Below are 21698 nucleotides of genomic sequence, written 5' to 3'. Positions count from 1 at the left end.
AGATCAGGAGACGAGGGTTGGCCGCTGGTGCAGCGGCGACGGAGCCAGAAAAGTGTAGCGGCTCTCTTTCCCGGCGCCATCGCCATTGGCGGCAAACCTCTGAGCGGTCTTTTAGCCACGCACCGCCCGAGAGCGCCAGACCATCATTTTCTCGACCTGCATTTCTTTCATGGTGTGAGGAATACCGCCCACGCCATGTCCGGACAGACGCGCGCCGGCGAACGGCATCCAGTCGACACGGAACAGAGTGTTCTCGTTGACCATCACCGCCGTGGCGTCGAGGTCCTGATAGCACTGCATCGCCGTGTCCAGATCCCGGGTGAATACCGCTGCCTGGAAGGCATAGGGCAGGGCGTTAGCCAACTGGATTGCATCTGCCAGATCGTCGTAGGCGTACACCGCGACCACCGGGCCGAACACTTCCTTTTGCATCACATTGGAATCAATGGACGGATTCAACAACACCGTAGGCGCATAGCAGTTGTTGCCGAGTGCGCGACCACCCGAGATCAAACGGGCGCCACCGGCGACGGCGTCATCCACCCATTGGCCCACGCGGTTGACTTCACGTTCAGCGATCAGCGGGCCGACATCGGTACGCGTATCGGTCGGGTCACCGACAACCATGGCGTCGCCCATTTGGCCCAGGCGTTCGGCGACCTGATCGGCGATGCTGCGATGGCAGAAAATCCGCTGCACGCTCACGCAGGCCTGGCCGGCGTGCCAGAAGCCGCCACGGGCGATGCGCGGCAAGGCATCGTCGAGGTCGGCGTCCGCCGCCAGAATCACCGGTGCGACACCGCCGTGTTCCAGCGCGCAGCGAGTGCCCGGTGCAAGCGTCGAACGCAGCATCCAGCCCACCGCCGCCGAACCGATGAAGCTGAAGAAACCTACTCGCGGGTCCGACACCAGTTTGCCGGTGACGGCGTTGTCGGTCGGCAATACCATCTGCGCCCAACCGTCAGGCAAACCGGCTTCGGTGAGGATGTCGAGCAGCGTGCGGCAACTCAGCGGCGTGTTGGCCGCCGGTTTGACGACCACTGGCGCACTCACCGCGATGGCCGGCACCACCTGATGCACGATCAGGTTGAACGGGTGGTTGAACGCCGAGACCGCCGCAACCACGCCGAGCGGCTCGTACTGAGTGAAGGCCACACGGTTGGCCGACGTGGCGTTCAGCCCCATCGGAATCACATGACCACCCTCGGTGCGCAGCACTTCGATGCAGTTGAGGATGCCGTCGATGCCACGCTCGACTTCAGTGATCGAGTCCTTCAGCGGCTTGCCACCTTCGCTGGCCGCCTGGGTGGCGATCTCGACCTTGCGCGCAGCGATCAGCTCGGCGGCACGCTGCAAGATTTCAATGCGGCGAGGCTTGGACAACCACTGGCTGCGGTCACGAAACAGGCCGTGGGCGATGCTCAATGCCTGTTCGACATCGGCCTCGGTGGAAACCGCCACGTGACCGACGACGGCACCGTTGTAAGGGGAGTGCACAGCCAGGGTGTGTTCAGACATGGGACTTACCTCGAGTAATTCTAAAATGACAACCGCTGGCGTTGGGTCACGGGCGATTCAAGCCGTGCCTGCCAAACCTGGCGCCAAGGTAGTCTCGAGTGAGTTTTTCCAAAACTGAATAATTAAGAAGGCTCCGTTCTTTTTTCGAGAAGACCTGCGAGTTCTAAACCCCTTTGGTCGACGGTAGCAGGATAGTCAGGATCCCCAGCAGCGGCAGGAACGAACACAGTGTGTACACGTATTCGATGCCGTGGATATCCGCCAAGTGCCCCAGCAGCGCGGCGCCGATGCCGCCAAAACCGAACATCAGACCGAAGAATACACCCGCGATCATGCCAACGTTACCCGGCACCAGTTCCTGGGCGAAGACCACGATCGCCGAGAACGCCGAGGCGAGGATGAAGCCGATGATCATGCTCAGCACGCCGGTCCAGAACAGGTCGACATAAGGCAGGGCGAGGGTGAAAGGCGCAGCGCCCAGAATGGAAAACCAGATCACTTGCTTGCGACCGATCCGGTCGCCGATAGGGCCGCCGAAGAACGTACCGGCAGCCACCGCGCCGAGAAACAGGAACAGATACAACTGCGAACTGGCGACCGACAGGTCGAACTTCTCGATCAGGTAGAAGGTGAAGTAACTGGTGAAGCTGGCCATGTAGAAATACTTGGAGAACACCAGCATTGCCAGCACCACCAAGGCGAACGTCACCCGGCCTTTGGACAGACCGTGGGTGGCCTTGCTGCCTTGCTTGAGCTTGAACAGGTTCAGGTGGTTGCGGTACCAGCGGCTCAGGCCGTACTGCACGAGAATGGCGAACACCGCGAACAGGCCGAACCAGGCGACGTACCCCTGACCGTAGGGAGTCACGATCGCCGCCGCCAGCAACGGACCGAATGCGCTGCCGGCGTTACCACCGACCTGGAACGTCGACTGAGCAAAGCCATAGCGACCGCCCGACGCCAGGCGTGCGACGCGGGATGTCTCGGGGTGGAAGGTCGACGAGCCAATGCCCACCAGCGCCGAGGCCAGCAGAATCGCCGGGAAGCTGCCGACCATCGACAGCATGAGAATGCCGATCAGGGTGCAGACCATGCCGGCCGGCAACAGCCACGGTTTGGGATGGCGGTCGGTGTAGTAACCGACCCATGGTTGCAGCAGCGAAGCGGTGAGCTGGAAGGTCAGGGTGATCAGGCCGACCTGGGTGAAAGTCAGGCCGTAAGTGGCCTTGAGCATCGGGTAGATCGACGGCAGCACAGCCTGAATCAGGTCGTTGATCAGATGCGCGAGGGCACAGGCGCCGATCACGCGCATCACCAGAGGACTGGCTTGACTGGCCACCGATGCGGTGGCGGCGGGGGAAGCGGTGGTGCTGATGGACATGGGCGGTCTTCCAGACAAAAAACGCACAGCGGGGCGCCAAAAGCGCTACCCATTTTGGGGTTGAGCGCTATGCTAGGTTTCGCCGGATTGCCTGTCTCGCGCAATTCGGGAATCGACTATCGCAAAAAGGGCATGGTGTTGAAGCCGCTGGATGAATTCCTCAGAGAGATCGACGGGCGAGCCTGCGCAGTCAGCAGCAGCGCGACCGACTACCCGGAAAGCTGGGTGATCGAACCTCACTCCCACGAAGCGCATCAACTGATCTACGCGATCGAGGGCGTGATGGTCGTGCATTCAGGATTGAGCCAGTGGACCGTGCCGCCGAGCCGTGGCATCTGGATGCCGAGCGGGCACATTCACTCGATTCGCTGTGTGGGGCCGTTGAAGATGCGCAGCGTGTTCGTGCGTCCCCAGCCGTTTCCGGACCTGCCGAACGAGCCTCGGGCGGTGAGCATTTCTGCGCTGCTGAGTGAGTTGATCAAGGTTTCTGTCAATGTAGCGCCACCCTACGACCAGGACTCGCGCGAGGGCCGGGTCATGCGCCTGATCCTCGATGAACTGCGGATTCTGCCCACCTTGCCTTTGCACCTGCCTCAGCCGACGGATCAACGTATCAAAGCCATTTGTTCGGCCTTGCAGCGTGATCCCGGCGATGGATCGACCTTGGCGCACTGGAGCGCCCGGCTCAGTCTCGACGAGAAAACCATTCAGCGCTTGTTTCACAAGGAAACCGGAATGACCTTCGGCCAGTGGCGCCAGCAAGCGCGGTTGCTGCTGGCTCTGGAGCGGATTGCAGTCGGAGAGAAGATCATCGACATCGCCGGTGAGCTGGGCTACGACAGCCCCAGCGCATTCACGACCATGTTCAAGAAGCAGTTCGGCAAGACGCCCAGTCATTTCTTCAAATAAGGCGCTGATTGACACGCTGAGTCAGCTCTTGCGCTGACTCCTTGCGTTCCGAGTAGCGGTCGACAAGCTCCGGGTGATCCCTGAGCAGCAGCGTGAACTTCACCAGTTCCTCAGTCACATCCACCACCCGGTCATAGAGCGAAGAAGGTTTCATACGGTTGTTTTCGTCAAATTCCAGAAAGGCTTTCGGCACCGAAGACTGATTGGGGATGGTGAACATCCGCATCCAGCGCCCCAGCACGCGCAATTGATTGACCACGTTGAAAGACTGCGAACCACCGCAGACTTGCATCACCGCCAGCGTCTTGCCCTGAGTCGGGCGCACGGCACCCAGCGCCAGCGGAACCCAGTCGAGCTGTGCCTTGAACACGGCAGACATCGAGCCATGACGCTCGGGTGAGCACCAGACCTGGCCTTCCGACCATTGCATCAGTTCGAGTAATTCCTGAACTTTCGGGTGATCTGCCGGGGCGTCGTCGGGCAGTGGCAGGCCGGACGGATTGAAGATGCGCGTCTCGGCGCCGAAATGTTCCAGCAGTCGCGCAGCTTCCTCCACCAGCAGGCGACTGAACGAACGCGGGCGCGTCGATCCGTATAGCAACAGGATTCGTGGCTTGTGCGGGCCACCGACGCCAGGCCGGATCAAGGTTGCGTCGAGGTTGGGCAGTGAGTCGGTCATGGATGCTCCGTTTACAGTGCGCTGATGCGGTCGAGTTCACTCTTCAATGCATCGCGATCCAGTTGGGCGAAGGGCAGGGCGAGGAACGCCCGGCATCGGGTTTCGATACGCGTCAGCGTTGCGTGAAACGCCGCGCTGACAGTCGCCTCATCACCTTTCACGTCAGACGGATCTTCCAGCCCCCAATGGGCCTTCAGCGCCGGCCCGAAGTATACGGGGCAAGTCTCGCCAGCGGCCTTGTCGCAGACAGTGATAACGATATCCGGTGGGTTGGACTCGAAGGCGTCGTTGCCTTTGCTGCTCAAACCGTCAATGGCAATGCCGGCTTCTTGCAACGTGGTCAGGCTACGCGGCAGTACCTCTCCCTTTGGAAAGCTCCCGGCACTGATCGCCTGGAAACCGTTTGGCGCGAGGTGATTGAACATCGCTTCGGACAGGATGCTGCGGCAGCTATTGGCGGTGCACATGAACAGAACGCGCATGGTGGCTCCTCTGTGAATAGGGCGGCAGGATTGAGCACGGGAATGGCTCGATATATATGGTGGTCCGAATATACGGATATTCATATGTATCAGCAAGCACAGGCTCGGCGCCGCTGTCGGAGGAGAGTAAAAACTGTGAGAGCAAGCATGCTCCCACAGTGTCAACGCTGTGCGGACTCAGGACTCAAAGGTGATCCGCATCGATTACAGCCTTGGCGAACGCCTTCGGGGCTTCCTGGGGCAGGTTGTGGCCAATGCCGCCGCTGATCAGGCGGAACTCGTACTTGCCGGTAAAGCGCTTGGCGTAATCGTCAGGGTTAGGGTGCGGTGCGCCGTTGGCGTCGCCTTCCATAGTAATGGTCGGCACGCTGATGGATGGCGCCGTCGCCAGTTTCTGTTCCAGGGCGTCATATTTGCTTTCGCCCTGTACCAGCCCCAGGCGCCAGCGGTAGTTGAACACGGTGATGTCGACATGATCAGGGTTGTCCAGCGCCTTGGCGCTGCGGTCGAAGGTGGCGTCGTCGAACGCCCATTTCGGCGAAGCCAGTTGCCAGATCAGCTTGGCAAAGTCATGGGTGTTTTTCTCGTACCCGGCGCGGCCACGGTCGGTGGCGAAGTAGAACTGATACCACCACTGCAATTCAGCCTTTGGCGGTAGAGGGTTTTGGCCGGCCGCCTGGTTGCCGATCAGATAGCCGCTGACCGAAACCAGCGCCTTGACTCGTTCCGGCCACAGTGCCGAGACGATGTCAGCCGAACGCGCGCCCCAGTCATAGCCGCCGAGCACCGCTTGCTTGATTTTCAGGGCATCCATGAAGTCGATGACATCACTGGCCAGCGCGGCAGGCTGGCCGTTGCGAACGGTTTTGTCAGACAGGAAGTGCGTATCGCCATAACCCCGTGCATACGGCATCAGCACTCGGTAGCCCTTGGCCGCGAGCAAGGGAGCCACTTCGTCGTAGCTGTGAATGTCGTACGGCCAGCCGTGCAGAAGAATCACCACCGGTCCATCGGCCGGGCCGGTTTCGGCGTACGCCACGCTCAGCAGTCCGGCGTTGACATGCTTCAACGGGCCGAACGGAGAGGGCGTCGTATACGTGGCAGCGGCACTGGTCGCGGCGGGTTGCGCGGCGGCGGTCGTTTGCGCGTGGGCGGTGCCGAGCACACTGAACAGAGTGAGCGCGAGGATCGATGGGCCAACCAGGCGGCGGCGAGTATTGCCGGTGCGGTTGTTCTGCAGTGCCATCTTCATGGTGATGTCTCCGTTGCAAGCCATTGGCCAGGAGGTCTGGCTGATCTCCTTCAAACCTGGCAGGCATTTCAACGCGGTGACGTATCTGAGCTGTGTCCGTATCAACGGCCAGATGAAAGTCTGTGTATCGAGATGGGATGCGGATACGTTGTGATACACAGTGAGCGGACGCAATACGCATTTTTATCCCGACGGGCAACTCCACATCTGCATGAAAGGCTGGCTGTCGGTCGGCGGACCGAGCCACTCGCTCATGAAATGGCAGCGGTCATCGAAGCACAATTGGTAGTCACCTGCCTCGGGGGTTCGTCCCAATCGCAGGGGTTGCTGCGCAGGCAGCAGGCGGCGGTAATGCCAACTGCCGTTTTCCAGTCGAGCGTCTTCCGGGATCTCCATTCCCGCGCCATTGCCGCGGATTCGTGCCTCTCCCAGCACCAGGCCTTGTTGAGTGACACGGTAATCCTCCTCCCAGCGAATCTTTTCGATGGTGTGGTTCCACGCCAGCGTGAAGTCCGAAACCGGCAGCTGGGCCCAGACCACACCGGCCAGGCCCAGGCACAAGCCGATCATGCGTTGGCCACCCCGGCCAGTCTGGATCTCCAGACATGCAGGACAATGACCAGTATCCCGAGTGCGAAGCCGATCTCATCGGTCAACGGCAACGCGACAATCAACAATGCACCGGCGCCAAGACTCAACAAGCGTTCCCAAATGGCCATTTTCTGTTGCAGATATCCGGTGGACGCCATTCCCCAGAGGCCAACAGCCAATACGGTCTTGATCAGCATGTAGGCGGTCATCCACAAGTTGCCGCCTTGCAGCATCAACGCCGGGTTATAGACGGCCATGAACGGAATGACGAAGCCGGCCAGCGCAATGCGCACTGCCCACAGGCTGATCTTGAAACCGCTTTCCTTGGCGATCGGTGCCGCGGCAAAGCAGGCAAGGGCGACCGGTGGCGTCAGGTCGGCGAGGATGCCGAAATAGAACACGAACATGTGCGACACGATCAGTGGCACACCGAGTTCCAACAGGGCCGGTGCGGCGATCGAACTGGTGATGATGTAGTTGGGGATGGTTGGAATGCCCATGCCCAGCACCAGGCAGGTGATCATCGTCAATATCAGTGACAGCAGCAGGTTGTCCCGACCGATGGCCAAAATATACCCGGCAAACGTCGAAGCGACCCCCGTGAGTGACACCACGCCGATGATCACGCCGACCAGCGCACAGGCGATACCCACCGGAACCGCATGGCGCGCACCTTCGACCAGCGCGTGCAGGCAGATGAGCAGCGTTTCCCGGCCGCCCTTGATGAACCAGCACATCAGCATCAGCACCGCGATGACCGCAAAAATCACAGCGATGCCCAACTGGAAAAAACCGGTGCACAGGACGCCAAGCGCGATCCAGAATGCGCAGCGCAAGCCGAAGCTTTGTACCCTGAGAATGATCGCCGAGCCGAGAATCACAATGGCGGTCAGTGCCAGGCCGACCATGCCGGAGAACAGTGGGGTTCGTCCGGAAAACAACAGGTAAACCAGCACCAGAAGGGGAATAAGCAAGTACCAGTTTTCTTTTACGGCGCCCAAAGCGCTGGGGCATTGGTCTTTGGGCAAGCCCTTGAGGTTGGAGCGCTTGGCCTCCAGATGAACCATCCAGAACACCGAGCCGAAGTAGAGGATGGCGGGTATCAACGCCGCCTTGGCGATTTCCACGAACGGCACGTTGATGGTTTCGGCCATGATGAAGGCAACGGCGCCCATTACCGGTGGCATTATCTGGCTGCCCATGCTGGAAGTGGCCTCGACCCCGCCGGCAAACGCGGCCCGGTAGCCAAAGCGCTTCATCAGCGGAATGGTGAATTGTCCTGTGGTCACGACGTTGGCAATCCCGGAGCCGGTGATGGTCCCCATCAGCGCCGACGAAGCCACGGCCACCTTCGCCGGGCCACCGAGCTTGTGCCCGAACAATCCCATGGCGAAGTCGGTGAACAGCTTGATCATGCCGGCCTGTTCAAGAAAGGCGCCAAACAGGATGAACAGAAAAATGTAGGTCGCCGAAACGTAGGTCGGCGTCCCGTACAACCCTTCGGTTCCAAAAGACAATTGATTGATGATCTGGTCGAAGCCGTAGCCGCGATGGGCCAGGTCGCCCGGTAGATATTCGCCGAACAAGCCGTATGCCAGGAACAGGCCGCAGATGATGGGCAGCGCAATGCCCATCACGCGCCGGGCGGCTTCGAATACCAGGACGATCAGCAAGACACCTGTCACCGTGTCTGCTGTCGTCAAGTCGCCGGAGCGCTGGATCAGGTCAGCTTCGAACACCCATTGATACAACGCGGTGACGATGCCTGCCAGGCTGAGCAGCCACGCCAGCGGTTGCCAGGGACGAGCCTTGCCGTGAGCGGGGTAACTCAGAAAGACCACCCACAGCAAAAAACCAACGTGTACCGCGCGTAGCACCTGGCTGGAGATAGGGGAAAAGGCCGCGGTGACGATCTGAAAAATCGAAAACAGCAACGCTACGTAAAACAAGGTTTTTGGCCAGTCCCGCGGATTCGCGGAAATGCCGTGATGCTCATCACTCATTGGCTGCCTGCCTCATGACCACACTGGCTAGAGTTTATGGCGCAGTGGTAATCAGGCCCACTGCGCCTGGTGCGGTTACAGCGCGCCTTTTTCCTTGTAGTAGCGTTCGGCGCCCGGATGCAGCGCGATCGGCAGGTTTTTGGCGGCGCTTTCCAGTTTGATGTCCTTGGCTGCCGAATGTGAGTTACCCAAGCGCGTCAGGTTATCGAACAACAATTTGGTCATCTCATAGGCGACTTCATCGGGCACGTCGGCGCGGGTGACCAGAATGTTGGTGATTGCCACGGTCGGCACTGCGTCGGCCTGCCCGTCATAGGTGTTGGCCGGAATCATTGCACTCTGGTAGGCCGGGTTGCCGATCTTCGCGACCACATCGGTCGGGATGGCGATGTAGTTCAATGGCATGACCGAGGAGAGGTCGCGAATGGCCGCCATGCCCAATCCGGAAGATTGCAGCGTCGCATCCAGTTGCCGGTTCTTGATCAGTTCGACCGATTCGGCAAAGGGCAGGTATTGCACTTTACCCATGTCCTCGTAGGTCAAACCCGCCGCTTTGAAGATCGCTCGCGCGTTCAGCTCGGTGCCCGACTTGGGTGCGCCGACCGAAATGGTTTTGCCTTTGAGATCCGCCAGGGTCTTGATGCCCGATTCCTTGCTGGCCACGATCTGGATGTAATTGGGATAGGCACCGCCAATGGCACGCAATTTGGTCAGCGGCGCTTTGAAACCGGCGTCTTCCACGCCGTTTTTGGCGTCGGCAACCGAGTCACCCAGTGCCAGCGCCAGTTCGCCTCGACCGGCTTGCAACAGATTCAGGTTTTCCACCGAAGCCTTGGTGGCCTGGACTGACGTCTTCGCGCCCGGGATGCCATCGCTGTAGATCTGCGACAAGCCAACACCAATCGGGTAGTAAACCCCGCTGGTCCCCCCGGTCAGGATGTTGATGAACACCGGCGCTGCCTGGGCGGCGGTGGTGAATGCCAGCGTGGCGGCGGCCAACAGGGCAAAGCGTTTTGTCACTCGCATGGGGAACCTCTCCGTCTTGTTATGGCTTTATGCAGAGTGATTCCACTGTAGTAGATCCCGGCGCAGAGCGTGGTGAACGAGACGTCAATTCATGCCCAGCCAGTTCGGCAGCACCAGGGAGATCCACGGCACGTAGGTGATCAGCACCAGGAACAGCAGCAGGATCATCAACCAGGGCATGGCCGCTTTGACCGTTGCCGGTAAAGACATGCCCGTCACAGCAGAGGTGACAAACAGGTTCAGGCCCACCGGTGGCGTGATCAGGCCGATTTCGAGGTTGACCACCATGATGATGCCCAGGTGAATCGGGTCGATACCCAGCTTCATGGCAATGGGGAAAAGGATCGGGGCCAGGATCAGGATGATGGCCGAAGGTTCCATAAACGCGCCGGCAACCAGCAACACGATGTTTACCACCAGCAGGAACGTCACCGGCGTCAGCCCGGCCTCGATCACCCAGGCGGTGATTTGTTGCGGCAACTGCTCGGTGGTCAACACATGGGCGAAAAGCATGGCGTTGGCGATGATGAACATCAACATGATGCTCAGCTTGGCTGACTCCAGCAGGACTTTCGGAGTTTCGCTGAACGTCATGTCCTTGTAGACGAACAAGGCGATGAAGGCCGAGTAAACCGCCGCGACCGCTGCCGCCTCGGTGGGGGTAAACATCCCGGAGTAAATGCCGCCCAGGATGATGACCATCAACAGCAGGCCCCAGATCGCTTTGCGTGCCGTAGCCAGAAATTCACGCAGGGTCGCGCGTGGCAATGCCGGCAGGTTTTTCTTAACGGCGACGATGTAGATCGCCACCATCAGTGCGGTGCCCAGCAACAGGCCTGGCACCACACCGGCCATGAACAGCTTGCCGACGGAGGTTTCGGTGGCGGCGGCGTAGACCACCATCACGATCGACGGCGGAATCAGGATGCCCAGGGTCCCCGCGTTGCAGATGATCCCTGCGCCAAAGGCTTGCGGATAACCGGAGCGGACCATGCCGGCAATGGCAATCGAGCCCACCGCAGCCACTGTCGCAGGGCTTGAACCGGAAAGGGCGGCGAACAACATGCACGCCAATACGGCGGCGATGGCCAGGCCGCCGCGAATATGACCGACACAGGCATTGGCAAAGTCGATCAGCCGGCGCGCCACGCCACCGGTGGTCATGAAGGCCCCGGCGAGCAGGAAAAACGGGATCGCCAGCAGTGTGTAATGCTCCGACGTCTCGAACAGTTTGATCGCCAGGGAACGCACGGAATCGGGGCTGAAAAAAATGATGGTCAGCGAGCCGGCCAGCCCCAGGGAAATGGCAATGGGAACACCGATGAACATCAGGACGAACAGGGCCACGAACAGGAAGGCGATGGTCATGGCTTGTCATCCTCGTGTTCAGTCAGCTTCAGGGCATCGGCGGCTTCGTCGGCCAGGCCGAGGCCCGTCTGGCGGTTGCGCAGGATGCGCACGAGAATTTCGGCGAAGCGAATGAAGACCAGGGCAAACCCCAAGGGGACGATCAGCCCGATGTGCCATTGCATGATGCCGAAGTGGCCGAGGTCTTCTGCGCCAATGCCCGCATTCATCAGGGTCTGAATCCATTCGAAGCTGGCAACGCTGAGCAGTCCTGCGTACGCCAGGCAGCACAGGCAGGCGACGATGCCGATGTATTTCTGCACCGATCGGCTGGCCACCCTGACCAGTGCATCGACGCCGATATGCCCGGCCGTGCGCACGCCGTAAGCCAGGCCGAAAAAGATCAGCCAGCCAAACAGGGCCTTGGTCAGTGCGGTACTCCAGGTCATGGCCTGAGCCATCCCCATGATCCCGTCGCCGACGGCGAACAACGGGGCGCTCGCACCCTCCCAACGCTCGGCCAGCCAATAGAAGAGGCTGTAGAGATTGTTGAGAATGACGTAGACGAAGGTGACCAGCGTCATGGCCGCCAGAAGGAAGACAATAAACCCCTCCTCGAAGTGCTCCCAGATTCGCCGAAGTGCTCTCATGGATGGCATCCCCTGTCGAGTGATGATCGGCAGGCACCGCCGCAGCAGTGCCTGCCCGGCGATCATTGAGCCTTGTTGGAGGCTTCGGCTGCGGAGATCAGATCAGGACCGATATCAGCTTCAAACATCTTCCAGACCGGTTTCATCGCGTCTCGCCATTGATTACGCTCCTCGGGCGTCAGGGTGATGATTTCGGTGGTCTTGGCCGCGATGATCCGTTCTTTGTCACCCTGGTTCAGTTGCTCCGCTTGCTTGTTCACCTGAGCGGTGACTTCAACGACAATCTTGTCCAGTTCACTGCGCACATCCGGTGGCAAGCCGTTCCAGAACTTGGTGTTGGTGATCAGCATGTAGTCCAGCACACCGTGGTTGGATTCAGTGATGAACTTCTGCACTTCATGCATCTTCTGGCTGTAAATGTTCGAGTAGGGGTTCTCCGCACCGTTGACCACACCGGTCTGCAAACCCTGATACACCTCGGCGAAGCTCATTTTGCGCGGGTTGGCGCGCACGGCCTTGAATTGTTCCTCAAGTACGGCCGACGCTTGCACCCGGAACTTCAGGCCACGGGCATCGGCGGGGACGCGCAGGGGTTTGTTGGCAGAGAGTTGTTTCATCCCGTTGTGCCAATAGGCCAGGCCGGTGATGTTTTTGCTTTCCATGGACTTGAGCAGCGCTTGGCCTTGCGGGCTCAGCTGGAAGCGGTTGACTGCGTCGATATTGTCAAAAAGGAAGGGCAGGTCGAACAGTTGCACGGACTTTGTGTACTGCTCGAACTTGGCCAGTGACGGTGCAATCAACTGCACATCGCCCAGCAGCAGGGCTTCCATCTCCTTGCCGTCACCAAACAACGAGGAGTTTGGGTAGACCTCGACCTTGACTTTGCCGGGCAGGCGTTCCTCTACCAGTTTCTTGAACAGCAACGCCCCTTGGCCTTTGGGCGTCTGTTCGGCTACCACATGTGAGAACTTGATGATCACCGGATCGGCTGCCATGACACTGGTGATGGCGCCCAGGGCAAGAGTGCAGGCGAACGCTTTGCAGATGGACTTGAACATCTGGGGGGATTCCTCTTGTTTTAGTTGTTCGTACGGTCCCGTGCTGTAACGCTTGTTCGTACGACGGACAGGAGCAAGTCTAGGCAGAAAATTGCGATTTGCAGGGGAGGGTTGAAGCGGGTTGAAAAAGTGCGGGCAAAACGCCGGGTCGGGCAAAGCCTCAACGCCGGCGTTTTGATGAAGGTTCTAGGTGCAAGTGTCGTAAGTCGACCCTTGTGGAAGTGAGGTGTAAGGATCCTCACCGAAACGCTGGCACCACGTGTTTGATGAACAGCTCCAGGGATTTTTTCTTTTCCGCGTGGGGCAGGCTGTTGTCGCACCAGAAACTGAACTCGTCAACGCCCAGTTCCTGGTAGTACTTGATGCGCGGAATGATCTCTTCCGGGGTGCCGATCATCGCGGTCCTGTGCAGGCTTTCCAGTTCGAATTCCGGACGACCGGCGAATTTCTCTTCCGGGCTCGGCGCGAGGAAACCGTTGACCGGTGTGGTTTTGTTGCCGAACCAGGCATCGAAGGTGCGATAGAACTTCGAGATTGCCTTGGCGCCGACTTGCCAGCCTTCTGGATCGTCAACGGTGTGCACGTGGGTATGGCGCAGCACCATCAATTGCGGGCGCGGCACGTCGGGGTTGTTGTCCAGTGCGGCCTGGAATTTGTTCTTCAGGTCGAGGACTTCTTCATCGCCCTTCATCAACGGGGTGACCATCACGTTGCAGCCGTTGGCCACGGCGAAGTTGTGCGAGTCCGGGTCGCGAGCGGCGATCCACATCGGCGGGTTCGGCTTCTGGATCGGCTTGGGTACGCTGGTGGATGTCGGGAATTTCCAGATGTCGCCGTCATGGGCATAGTCGCCTTGCCACAGTGCGCGCACCACCGGCACCATTTCCCGCAACGCCTGGCCGCCGCTCGATGCGGGCATGCCGCCGGCCATGCGGTCGAATTCGACCTGGTAAGCGCCCCGCGCCAAACCGACTTCCATACGGCCGTTACTGATCACGTCGAGCAACGCGCATTCACCCGCCACCCGGATCGGATGCCAGAACGGCGCGATGATGGTGCCGGCGCCGAGGTGAATGGTGGTGGTCTTGCCCGCCAGATAGGCCAGCAAAGGCATCGGGCTTGGCGAGATGGTGTATTCCATCGAGTGGTGTTCGCCGATCCATACGGTGCTGAAACCGCCGGCCTCGGCCATCAGGGTCAGTTCGGTCAAGTCTTCGAACAACTGACGGTGGCTGACGCTTTCGTCCCAACGTTCCATGTGTACGAACAGGGAAAACTTCATGACGCTTACCTCGGATCTTTTGTTGTTGGCCCGTCGACAGCGGGTCTGTTGACTATTGGAATACCTTGTTAAGTAATAGGTCAGGCGAGAACCGGCAGCGCGCCCATCTTGCCGTGGCAGTACACCAGTGGTCCGGCGTTGTGCTGGGGCACGATCAGGTTCTTCACCGCGCCGACCATGATGGCGTGGTCGCCGCCTTCATATTCGCGCCACAGTTCACATTCAATGACCGCCGTGGCGTTGGCCAGGATCGGGTTGCCCAACTCGCTCAACGTCCACTCGATCCCTTGCGCCTTGTCTTTGCCTTTGCGTGCGAAGGCATAGGCTTCGCTCTGCTGGCCGCCGGACAGCACATGAATGGCAAAGCGTTTGTTCTTGATCAGGATCGGGTAGGAATCGGAGCTGTAGTTAGGGCAGAACAGCACCAGCGCCGGGTCCATCGACAACGAACTGAAGGCGCTGGCGGTCAGGCCGACGATTTGGCCGTCGTCATCGAGCGTGGTGATCACGGTTACGCCGGACGGGAACGAGCCCATGACTTGTTTGTATACGGCGGCATCGATCATTGGTCTGTCCTCGGGTGATGTGACGCGATTCTTATGTGTTTGTAGGTCTGATGGTATACCGTAATACACCGTTTGCAAGATCTTTTTGGATGAACCGATAAACGTAAGGGTTTCATCGGAAACTCAATGTCTACGGGGCTTTCAGCTATTCAGCGGTGACAGGCACTAGGCGGGATGGCGTATCAGATGGGCGTCCACACAGCGGATCAGTCTTGTGAAAATGTTGGAATACCATAATATGGTTTGCATCTGAGGGGCGGCCAGAGAGCCCCCCCGGTTTGGCTTCATACAAAGATAAGAACAGACAAACTCGAGTTCATGCATATGTCCCAGATGTCCCGGCAAGACCCGTTGATCGAGAATCACACGGTCGACTACGTTCCACTCGCAGAGCGCCACGGGAAGGCCCGCGATCTTTTCACTTTATGGTTCAGCACCAACATCGCGCCACTGCCTATCGTCACCGGCGCCATGGTGGTTCAGGTGTTCCACCTCGATCTGTTCTGGGGTTTGCTGGCGATTGCCCTGGGGCATATGGTCGGTGGACTTGTGATTGCCCTTGCGTCGGCTCAAGGGCCACGCATGGGGATTCCGCAAATGGTCCAGAGCCGCGGCCAGTTCGGTCGTTATGGCGCGCTGTTGATCGTGTTCTTCGCCGCGCTGATCTACATCGGCTTCTTCATTTCCAACATCGTGCTGGCGGGTAAATCGATCGTCGGTATCGCACCTTCAGTGCCAGTGCCGGCCAGCATCCTGATCGGCGCCCTCAGCGCCACCGCCATCGGCGTGATCGGCTATCGCTTCATCCACACGCTCAACCGTATCGGCACCTGGGTCATGGGCAGTGCGCTGCTCGCCGGGTTCCTCTACATCTTCGCCCATGATCTGCCGGCGGACTTCTTCACTCGCGGCGGTTTCAATCTGTCCGGCTGGCTGGCCACGGTGTCGCTGGGGATCATCTGGCAGATCAGCTTCTCGCCTTATGTCTCGGACTATTCACGTTACCTGCCGGCCGATATCGGCATTACCCGTCCGTTTTTCGCGACCTATCTGGGCGCGACCCTGGGCACGATCCTGTCGTTCACCTTCGGCGCGGTGGCCGTTCTCGCGACCCCGGAAGGCACCGAAGCGATGGCGGCGGTAAAGCAATCCACCGGTTGGCTGGGGCCGATCCTCATGGTCCTGTTTTTGCTCAACATCATCAGCCACAACGCCTTGAATCTGTATGGCGCCGTGCTGTCGATCATCACCTCGATCCAGACCTTCGCCAGTCAATGGACGCCGAGCATCAAGGTGCGCGTGGTGCTGTCGAGCGTGGTGCTGGCGGGCTGCTGTGTGGTGGCGCTGGGTGCGTCGGCGGACTTCATCTCGCAGTTTATCGGCCTGATTCTGGCGCTGTTGCTGGTGCTGGTGCCGTGGGCGTCGATCAACCTGATCGATTTCTATGTGATCAAACGCGGGCACTACGACATCGCCTCGATCTTCAGCGCGGACGGCGGGATCTACGGACGCTTCAACCTGCATGCGATCATCGCGTATTTCATCGGCATCATCGTGCAGCTGCCCTTCGCCAACACTTCGTTGTATGTCGGGCCGTACGCCAATCTGGTCGAAGGCGCGGACCTGTCCTGGCTGGTGGGGTTGGTGGTGACTTGTCCGTTGTATTACTGCCTGGCGACGCGGGGGCAGGGGCAGGAAAAACGGGCGGCGAAACTGGGTTTCACCGACTGAGACCTCATCCGATGCTTCTGGGAATGAAATGACCGCGTCCCTGTAGGAGCGAGCTTGCTCGCGAAGAACGTCAGGGCAATGCGGTCATTCAGGCAGTGCGCGTTATCGTTTACCTCCATCGCGAGCAAGCTCGGCTCCTACAAGAGTCGGGCCTTCATCCCACAACGCGACCAACCCGCCAAAAGTCCCGACATAAGCCGTGCCGTCAGGTGCAAGGGTGATCGGCGACCAGTTATTGTCGAACGCCTGGCCGACGCCGCTCAGTGCCTTGAACCGGGTTTTGCCGGTGTTGAAATCCAGCGCCGTCAGGTACCAGGCGTTCTCGCCGTCGGGCTGTGCCTCAAACGTGTAGAAGTAGGCCAGGCCATTGCGCACCGAGAGCTTGGGCACCACCGATGGCGAGTGCTCCCGTGATTCCCAGACCAGATCACAGCCTGATTCGTCTTCGCGTATATCCACGCGGTTAATGCCGCCACTCACTGCGTGCCAGTCCTTCTGGGCGAAGGCACTGCTGTAGCCGGAATTGTTCTCGGTGATGATCGAACGTCCCCAGCCGATGGACGAGTTGTCGGTGGCCGACGCGTTCTCGCCGAAGATCGGCAGCTTGCAGATCAGCCGCTTGCCGGCGAAGTCCTGCTCGCGACGATAGACCAGCAGGTTGATGCGCCCGTCGCTGTTGTCGGTGATGGTGACGTAGCGACTGCCGAGCAGGGTGGGGGTTGTGCCGCTGCCCTGATTGATCGCGCCGACCTTGCGCCCGGTACCGCGGTCATAGGTTTCGCGCCAGCCCTGCACGGGCTTGCCTTCGGCATCGGTGCTAAAGCGATACATGGCTTGATCGGACACGATGTAAACGCCGTCGGCAGCGACTGACATGCCGTTCTGGATTTCTTCGTTCGCCAGTTGCGTACCCTGGACCGCGCCGGTATCGGGGTTCAGCGTGCCGATGCGACCGCGTCGGGTGATCCACCAGATCAAGCCCTGATGATCGGGCATGACCCCGGTGATGGGATCGCACTCGCCCTTGGGAAACCAGGACGTAGGCCGAACGCAATCGTGCGGGACTTTATCACTCAGGTCCCAGTTATCGATCTCTTCGAACACCCACGCACCGGATTCGTCCTGGCGATGCACGACGCGCTGGATGTGCTGCTCGGCATCGGCAATCACCACGCGATTCTGCTGATCGACATAGAAGTAGGCGCCGGAGGTGTCCGCCATGATCTTGTCCGGGTCCAGGGTAATCAAGGCATGAAACGTCGACGGGCGCGGTGGCAGCGGATAGCGGGCCAACAGTTTCAGGGTGCGCGGTTCGAGCAGTTGCAGTTCGAATTGCATCAGGTTGGCGCACAGCACCACCAGGCGACCCTGTTGATCAAAGGTATGAATCGGACACATGCCGCCCGGTTTGCGACTGCCATCGCGACTGTTCACTTGCGTATCCCGTCCCAATGGCCCCGGCCCCGGATGCGTGTCGGAACTGTAGCCATCGGAATGCATGTAGCTGCTGCCGTTGCTCGCCATGAAGGGGTTGGCGGGAATGGTTCCGCTCAACGGCTGCGCGACCGTAGCGCTACCGATCAGCATGGTCGCGGCGCTGCCGGTGCTGGCCAGCGGCGTCGGGTCATAGGGTTCGGAACAGGCGCTGAGCAGGCCGAGCAGGGGCAGGGCAAACAGGAGTCGAGCACGCATCGAAGCCTCATCATTTTATTGTTGGAAGTGGTGTGCGCAATTAGTAGCAACAGGGCTGCTTTTGACATCGGCTGTTCGGACTAAAAGGAGCTTTCGTCTTCTAAACATTGCCGATATGAAAATCATCGTGTATTTTTTCATGAAATTAGAACTATAAAATTTCATGGAGCCGGAATGTTTCAGCAATCCACGCAGCATGTCGCCAGCTACTACGCCCATACCTGCGCCGATCGACTGGTCAATCGGCCGGCACTGGAAGGCGAGCAGGATACCGAAGTGCTGATCATCGGCGCCGGTTTCAGCGGTTTGCACACGGCATTGCGCCTGGCGCTGGCCGGCAAGCGCGTAACGCTGCTGGAAGCCAGCCGGGTGGCGTGGGCGGCTTCGGGACGTAACGGTGGGCAGGCCATTCTGGGTTGGTCCTGTGACATGCCGCCGCTGGAAGCTGCACTGGGTTATGAGCGCGCGCGAAGGCTGTGGGACGGCATGCGTTGGGCGGCGCGGGAGTTACGTGAACTGCCTGCGCGCCATGGTTTCGATTGCGACTATCGGGGCGGTCACCTCTGGACGTCGGTGATGCCGCGACGGGTCAGCCTGCTGACTGAATGGCAACACGAGGCCAGCCACAAATGGGGTCACGACGCTTTGCAGTTCATCCCGCGTGAGCAACTGCCGGAGTGGGTCGCCAGCGAGCGTTATCAGGCAGGGTTGTTCGATCCCGAAGGTGGGCACTTGAATCCGCTGAAACTTGCGCTCGGTCTGGCCGCCGCCATTGAGCGAGCCGGGGGCGTGATTCATGAACAGAGCAAAGCGCTGAATTATCACGAGGACGCCAACGGTTACGTGGTCACCACTGAACGCGGTCGCATCCGCGCCGACGTGTTGGTGCTGGCCTGCAACGCTTACCTTGATCGGCTCGATCCGCAGCTATCGAGTTGCGTGTTGCCGGTTGGCACTTATCAGGTGTCCACCGCGCCGCTTTCCCAAGCGCAGGCGACGGCGTTGTTACCGAGCAATGTGTGCGTTACCGACAACCAGTTCGTGCTCGATTATTTCCGCCGCACGCCGGATAACCGGCTGCTGTTCGGCGGTGGCTGCACGTATCTGGGCGGGATGCCGAAGGACATCGCCGGCGCAACCCGGCCGTGCCTTGAACGGGTGTTTCCGCAATTGAAAGGCGTCGAGCTGGAGTTTGCCTGGGGCGGTCACATCGACCTGACCCTCAAGCGCACGCCGGACATCGGTCGACGCGGCGACCTGTACTGGTTGCAGGGCTATTCCGGCCACGGCGTACTGCCGACGCTCGCCGGGGCACGCGCCGTTGGCGATGCGATTCTCGGTCAACCGGACGAGTTGGCGTTGTACCAAGGCTTGAGCAACGGCAGCTTTCCCGGCGGCAAATACATGGCGGCGCCACTGGAAGCCATCGGCAAAGCCTGGTATCGGCTGCGCGACAGCATTTGAAGCAGCAATTTCTGGAAGCCTTTAGATGGACATGCAAGAAGAGATTTCGGCGCTGGCGATCCTGATCCAGGACCTGCGCAAGCACAAGAAATACACCCTCAAGGAACTGGCGGACAAAATCGGCCGGTCCGTGGGGTTCCTGTCGCAGGTCGAGCGCGGGTTGTCCCGCCCGACGGTGGCGGACCTGACCGCCATCAGCGAAACCCTGGGCGTGCCAACCACCTATTTCTACAGCCTGCCCAAACCCAAGGCCCTGCCGTGGGTGACTCGCCCGGACGAGCGTCGCACGCTGTACTACGCCGACGGCATCACCGACATCATGGTCTCGCCGAAAATGCGCGCATCTTTTTCCATGCTGGAAAGTCAGCTCGAACCCGGCGCCAGTAGTGGCGATCGGCACATGAAAGACAGCTCGGAGCAGGGTGGCTATGTCCTCGAAGGGGAACTGACGCTGTGGCTGGATAACGACGAGCCGGTGACCCTGCGTGCCGGCGACAGTTTTCAACTGGCCAGCCATGCCCATTGCCGTTACGGCAATCTGTCCGATCAACTCACCCGCGTGCTTTGGGTTTACACCTGATAAAAACAACAAGGAACAAAATGATGGATGCTGTGTGCTCTGATCTGCTGGCCGAAGTGCGTGGGTTTCGTCAGCGCTACCCCGATGTGCGCTACGTCGACCTGATTTCCCTGGACATTCCCGGGCATTTCTACGGCAAGCGCTACCCGATCGAAATGCTCGAAAAAGTCGCTGCCGGTAGTGCGCTCAAGTTGCCGCAAAACTGTGTGTTGCTCGGCACTCAGGGCGGGCTGTTCAAGATCGGCGACTACTGCTTCAACGACGGTGATCCCGATGCTTTGCGTCGCTTGGTGCCCGGTACGCTGAAACTGGTGAGCTGGGAAAAACAGCCGTTGGGGCAAATGTTGATTACCTCGGACGGCACAGCAAAACCGATCGAATTCGAACCGCGCGAAGTGTTGGCACAAGTGTTGGCACGGCTGGGCCGCAAAGGCATTTTTCCGGTGGTGGCGTTCGAGCTAGAGTTCTATCTGTTCGACAGCCAGTTGCGTGATGGCTTGCCGCAGTTCGCCCGCGATCCGCTGACGGGAGATGCCGATGATCAACCGAACATGCACATCGAGCGTCTGTCGCGGTTTGCTCCTGTACTCGATGAAATGGTCGAAACCGCCCGGGCACAAGGCATCGATGCCACGGTGATCACCGCCGAGTTGGGGCCTGGTCAGTTCGAAATCAATTTCGGTCACTTGGATGACGGCCTGCGCGCCGCCGATTGGGCCGCCCTGTTTTGCCGCAGCACTCGCGGCGTCGCGCTGAAGCACAACTACCGCGCCAGTTTCATGGCCAAGCCTTACTTGCAGCACCCCGGCAGCGGCATGCATGTGCATGTGAGCCTTTACGACGAAGCGGGTAACAACTTGCTGGCGGCGAACGGGCAGCAAGCGCTGCGCCATGCAGTCGCGGGTTGCCTGGATGTATTGCCGCACTGCATGCCGATCTTCGCGCCGAACCACAACGCAATGCGTCGCTTGAGCGGCACGGTAAACGTCGCCTCCCGGGCCAGTTGGGGCTTTGAGGATCGGGATGCCTGCCTGCGAGTGCCGGAGTCGGACGCGAAAAACCTGCGGATCGAACATCGCCTCGCGGGTGCCGATGCCAACCCTTATCTGGTGCTCGCCGCGATTCTGGTAGGGCTGGAGCAGGGATTGGAGCGGGGTCGCGAACCGATTGCGCCGCTCAACGAGGACCGCAACAGCGGTATCGACTTCCCGCTGGAAATGCTTGAGGCCGTGCAGTCCATGCAAGGCAACCCGCAGTTGCGCGAAGGACTGGGCGCGGAATTCGTAGATGTGTATTGCGAGAACAAACGCCAGGACCACTTGGCCTTCATGCACGAGATCAGTGCGCGGGAGTATCGCTGGTTTCTGTAGTTAAAGCGGTTTCGAGGTTAACCTTAAAAAATATCTGGATATTTAAAGGCTTAGAGAATTTAGTAACTGACTGGTTAAATAAAATATCTTGTTACAGCGCGAAACATTGCGTAATAT

The 21698-nt window shown here is 59.6% G+C and carries 19 protein-coding genes; 5 read left to right on the top strand and 14 right to left on the bottom strand.

Going from position 1 to position 21698, the window contains the following annotated elements; all coding sequences use genetic code 11:
* Nucleotides 1–111: 111 nt before the first annotated feature.
* The gene (locus tag ACM110_RS03740) at nt 112–1518 is read right to left on the bottom strand and encodes an aldehyde dehydrogenase family protein (RefSeq protein ID WP_416126622.1); all 1407 of its coding nucleotides are present in this window, start codon (nt 1516–1518) and stop codon (nt 112–114) included.
* A gap of 163 nt (nt 1519–1681) precedes the next feature.
* A complete protein-coding gene (locus ACM110_RS03735) occupies nt 1682–2899 on the bottom strand; it encodes an MFS transporter (RefSeq protein ID WP_416126621.1) in 1218 nt (405 codons plus the stop codon).
* 132 nt (nt 2900–3031) lie between these two features.
* On the opposite strand from ACM110_RS03735, the gene ACM110_RS03730 reads away from it, so the two are divergent.
* Entirely contained in the window at nt 3032–3808 is a 777-nt protein-coding gene (locus tag ACM110_RS03730; RefSeq protein ID WP_416126764.1) for an AraC family transcriptional regulator, read from the top strand.
* On the opposite strand, the gene arsH is transcribed toward ACM110_RS03730, so the two are convergent.
* The 11 genes from arsH to ACM110_RS03675 all read right to left on the bottom strand — a co-directional run bounded on the left by arsH (nt 3801) and on the right by ACM110_RS03675 (nt 14744).
* Complete coding sequence (gene arsH, locus ACM110_RS03725) at nt 3801–4487, bottom strand: arsenical resistance protein ArsH (protein WP_416126620.1); 687 nt, start codon at nt 4485–4487, stop codon at nt 3801–3803. The genes ACM110_RS03730 and arsH overlap by 8 nt on opposite strands.
* Before the next feature lie 11 nt (nt 4488–4498).
* Nucleotides 4499–4969, bottom strand: a complete 471-nt coding sequence (locus ACM110_RS03720) for an arsenate reductase ArsC (RefSeq protein ID WP_416126619.1) — start codon at nt 4967–4969, stop codon at nt 4499–4501.
* 184 nt (nt 4970–5153) lie between these two features.
* Entirely contained in the window at nt 5154–6221 is a 1068-nt protein-coding gene (locus ACM110_RS03715) for an alpha/beta fold hydrolase (protein WP_416126618.1), read from the bottom strand.
* Nucleotides 6222–6404: 183 nt separating this feature from the next.
* The gene (locus ACM110_RS03710) at nt 6405–6791 is read right to left on the bottom strand and encodes a DUF1850 domain-containing protein (RefSeq protein WP_416126617.1); all 387 of its coding nucleotides are present in this window, start codon (nt 6789–6791) and stop codon (nt 6405–6407) included.
* A complete protein-coding gene (locus tag ACM110_RS03705) occupies nt 6788–8815 on the bottom strand; it encodes a TRAP transporter permease (RefSeq protein WP_416126616.1) in 2028 nt (675 codons plus the stop codon). The genes ACM110_RS03710 and ACM110_RS03705 overlap by 4 nt, the downstream gene beginning before the upstream one ends.
* A 75-nt stretch (nt 8816–8890) precedes the next feature.
* A complete protein-coding gene (locus tag ACM110_RS03700) occupies nt 8891–9841 on the bottom strand; it encodes a TAXI family TRAP transporter solute-binding subunit (RefSeq protein WP_416126615.1) in 951 nt (316 codons plus the stop codon).
* 84 nt (nt 9842–9925) lie between these two features.
* Entirely contained in the window at nt 9926–11209 is a 1284-nt protein-coding gene (dctM, locus tag ACM110_RS03695) for a C4-dicarboxylate TRAP transporter large permease protein DctM (protein ID WP_416126614.1), read from the bottom strand.
* Nucleotides 11206–11838 carry a TRAP transporter small permease gene (locus ACM110_RS03690; RefSeq protein WP_416126613.1) on the bottom strand — a complete coding sequence of 211 codons (633 nt, stop codon included), beginning with the start codon at nt 11836–11838 and terminating at the stop codon, nt 11206–11208. Before ACM110_RS03690 ends, dctM begins: the two co-directional genes overlap by 4 nt.
* 62 nt (nt 11839–11900) lie before the next feature.
* Nucleotides 11901–12896, bottom strand: coding sequence for a C4-dicarboxylate TRAP substrate-binding protein DctP (dctP, locus tag ACM110_RS03685; protein ID WP_416126612.1), 996 nt, complete (start codon nt 12894–12896; stop codon nt 11901–11903).
* Between the two features lie 238 nt (nt 12897–13134).
* Nucleotides 13135–14178, bottom strand: coding sequence for an LLM class flavin-dependent oxidoreductase (locus tag ACM110_RS03680; protein ID WP_416126611.1), 1044 nt, complete (start codon nt 14176–14178; stop codon nt 13135–13137).
* Nucleotides 14179–14258: 80 nt separating this feature from the next.
* Nucleotides 14259–14744 carry a flavin reductase family protein gene (locus ACM110_RS03675; protein ID WP_416126610.1) on the bottom strand — a complete coding sequence of 162 codons (486 nt, stop codon included), beginning with the start codon at nt 14742–14744 and terminating at the stop codon, nt 14259–14261.
* 324 nt (nt 14745–15068) lie between these two features.
* On the opposite strand from ACM110_RS03675, the gene ACM110_RS03670 reads away from it, so the two are divergent.
* Entirely contained in the window at nt 15069–16475 is a 1407-nt protein-coding gene (locus ACM110_RS03670) for a purine-cytosine permease family protein (protein ID WP_416126609.1), read from the top strand.
* Nucleotides 16476–16577: 102 nt separating this feature from the next.
* Here the strand turns inward: ACM110_RS03670 and ACM110_RS03665 are convergent, their stop codons facing one another.
* Complete coding sequence (locus ACM110_RS03665) at nt 16578–18167, bottom strand: hypothetical protein (protein ID WP_416126608.1); 1590 nt, start codon at nt 18165–18167, stop codon at nt 16578–16580.
* Between the two features lie 174 nt (nt 18168–18341).
* Between ACM110_RS03665 and ACM110_RS03660 the strand changes: the two genes are divergently transcribed.
* The 3 genes from ACM110_RS03660 to ACM110_RS03650 are packed head-to-tail and all read left to right on the top strand — an operon-like array spanning nt 18342 to nt 21581.
* A complete protein-coding gene (locus tag ACM110_RS03660) occupies nt 18342–19631 on the top strand; it encodes an NAD(P)/FAD-dependent oxidoreductase (RefSeq protein WP_416126607.1) in 1290 nt (429 codons plus the stop codon).
* A 25-nt stretch (nt 19632–19656) separates the two neighbouring features.
* Nucleotides 19657–20211: a helix-turn-helix domain-containing protein gene (locus ACM110_RS03655; RefSeq protein ID WP_416126606.1), complete on the top strand. Its 555-nt coding sequence runs from the start codon at nt 19657–19659 to the stop codon at nt 20209–20211.
* A 23-nt stretch (nt 20212–20234) separates the two neighbouring features.
* Nucleotides 20235–21581, top strand: a complete 1347-nt coding sequence (locus tag ACM110_RS03650) for a glutamine synthetase family protein (protein ID WP_416126605.1) — start codon at nt 20235–20237, stop codon at nt 21579–21581.
* The last annotated feature ends 117 nt before the right edge of the window (nt 21582–21698 follow it).

Source organism: Pseudomonas sp. NFX98 (assembly GCF_047784845.1).
GTDB lineage: Bacteria > Pseudomonadota > Gammaproteobacteria > Pseudomonadales > Pseudomonadaceae > Aquipseudomonas.
Note: the sequence above shows the minus strand (reverse complement) of the source record. Positions and strands in the feature narration are given on the sequence as shown.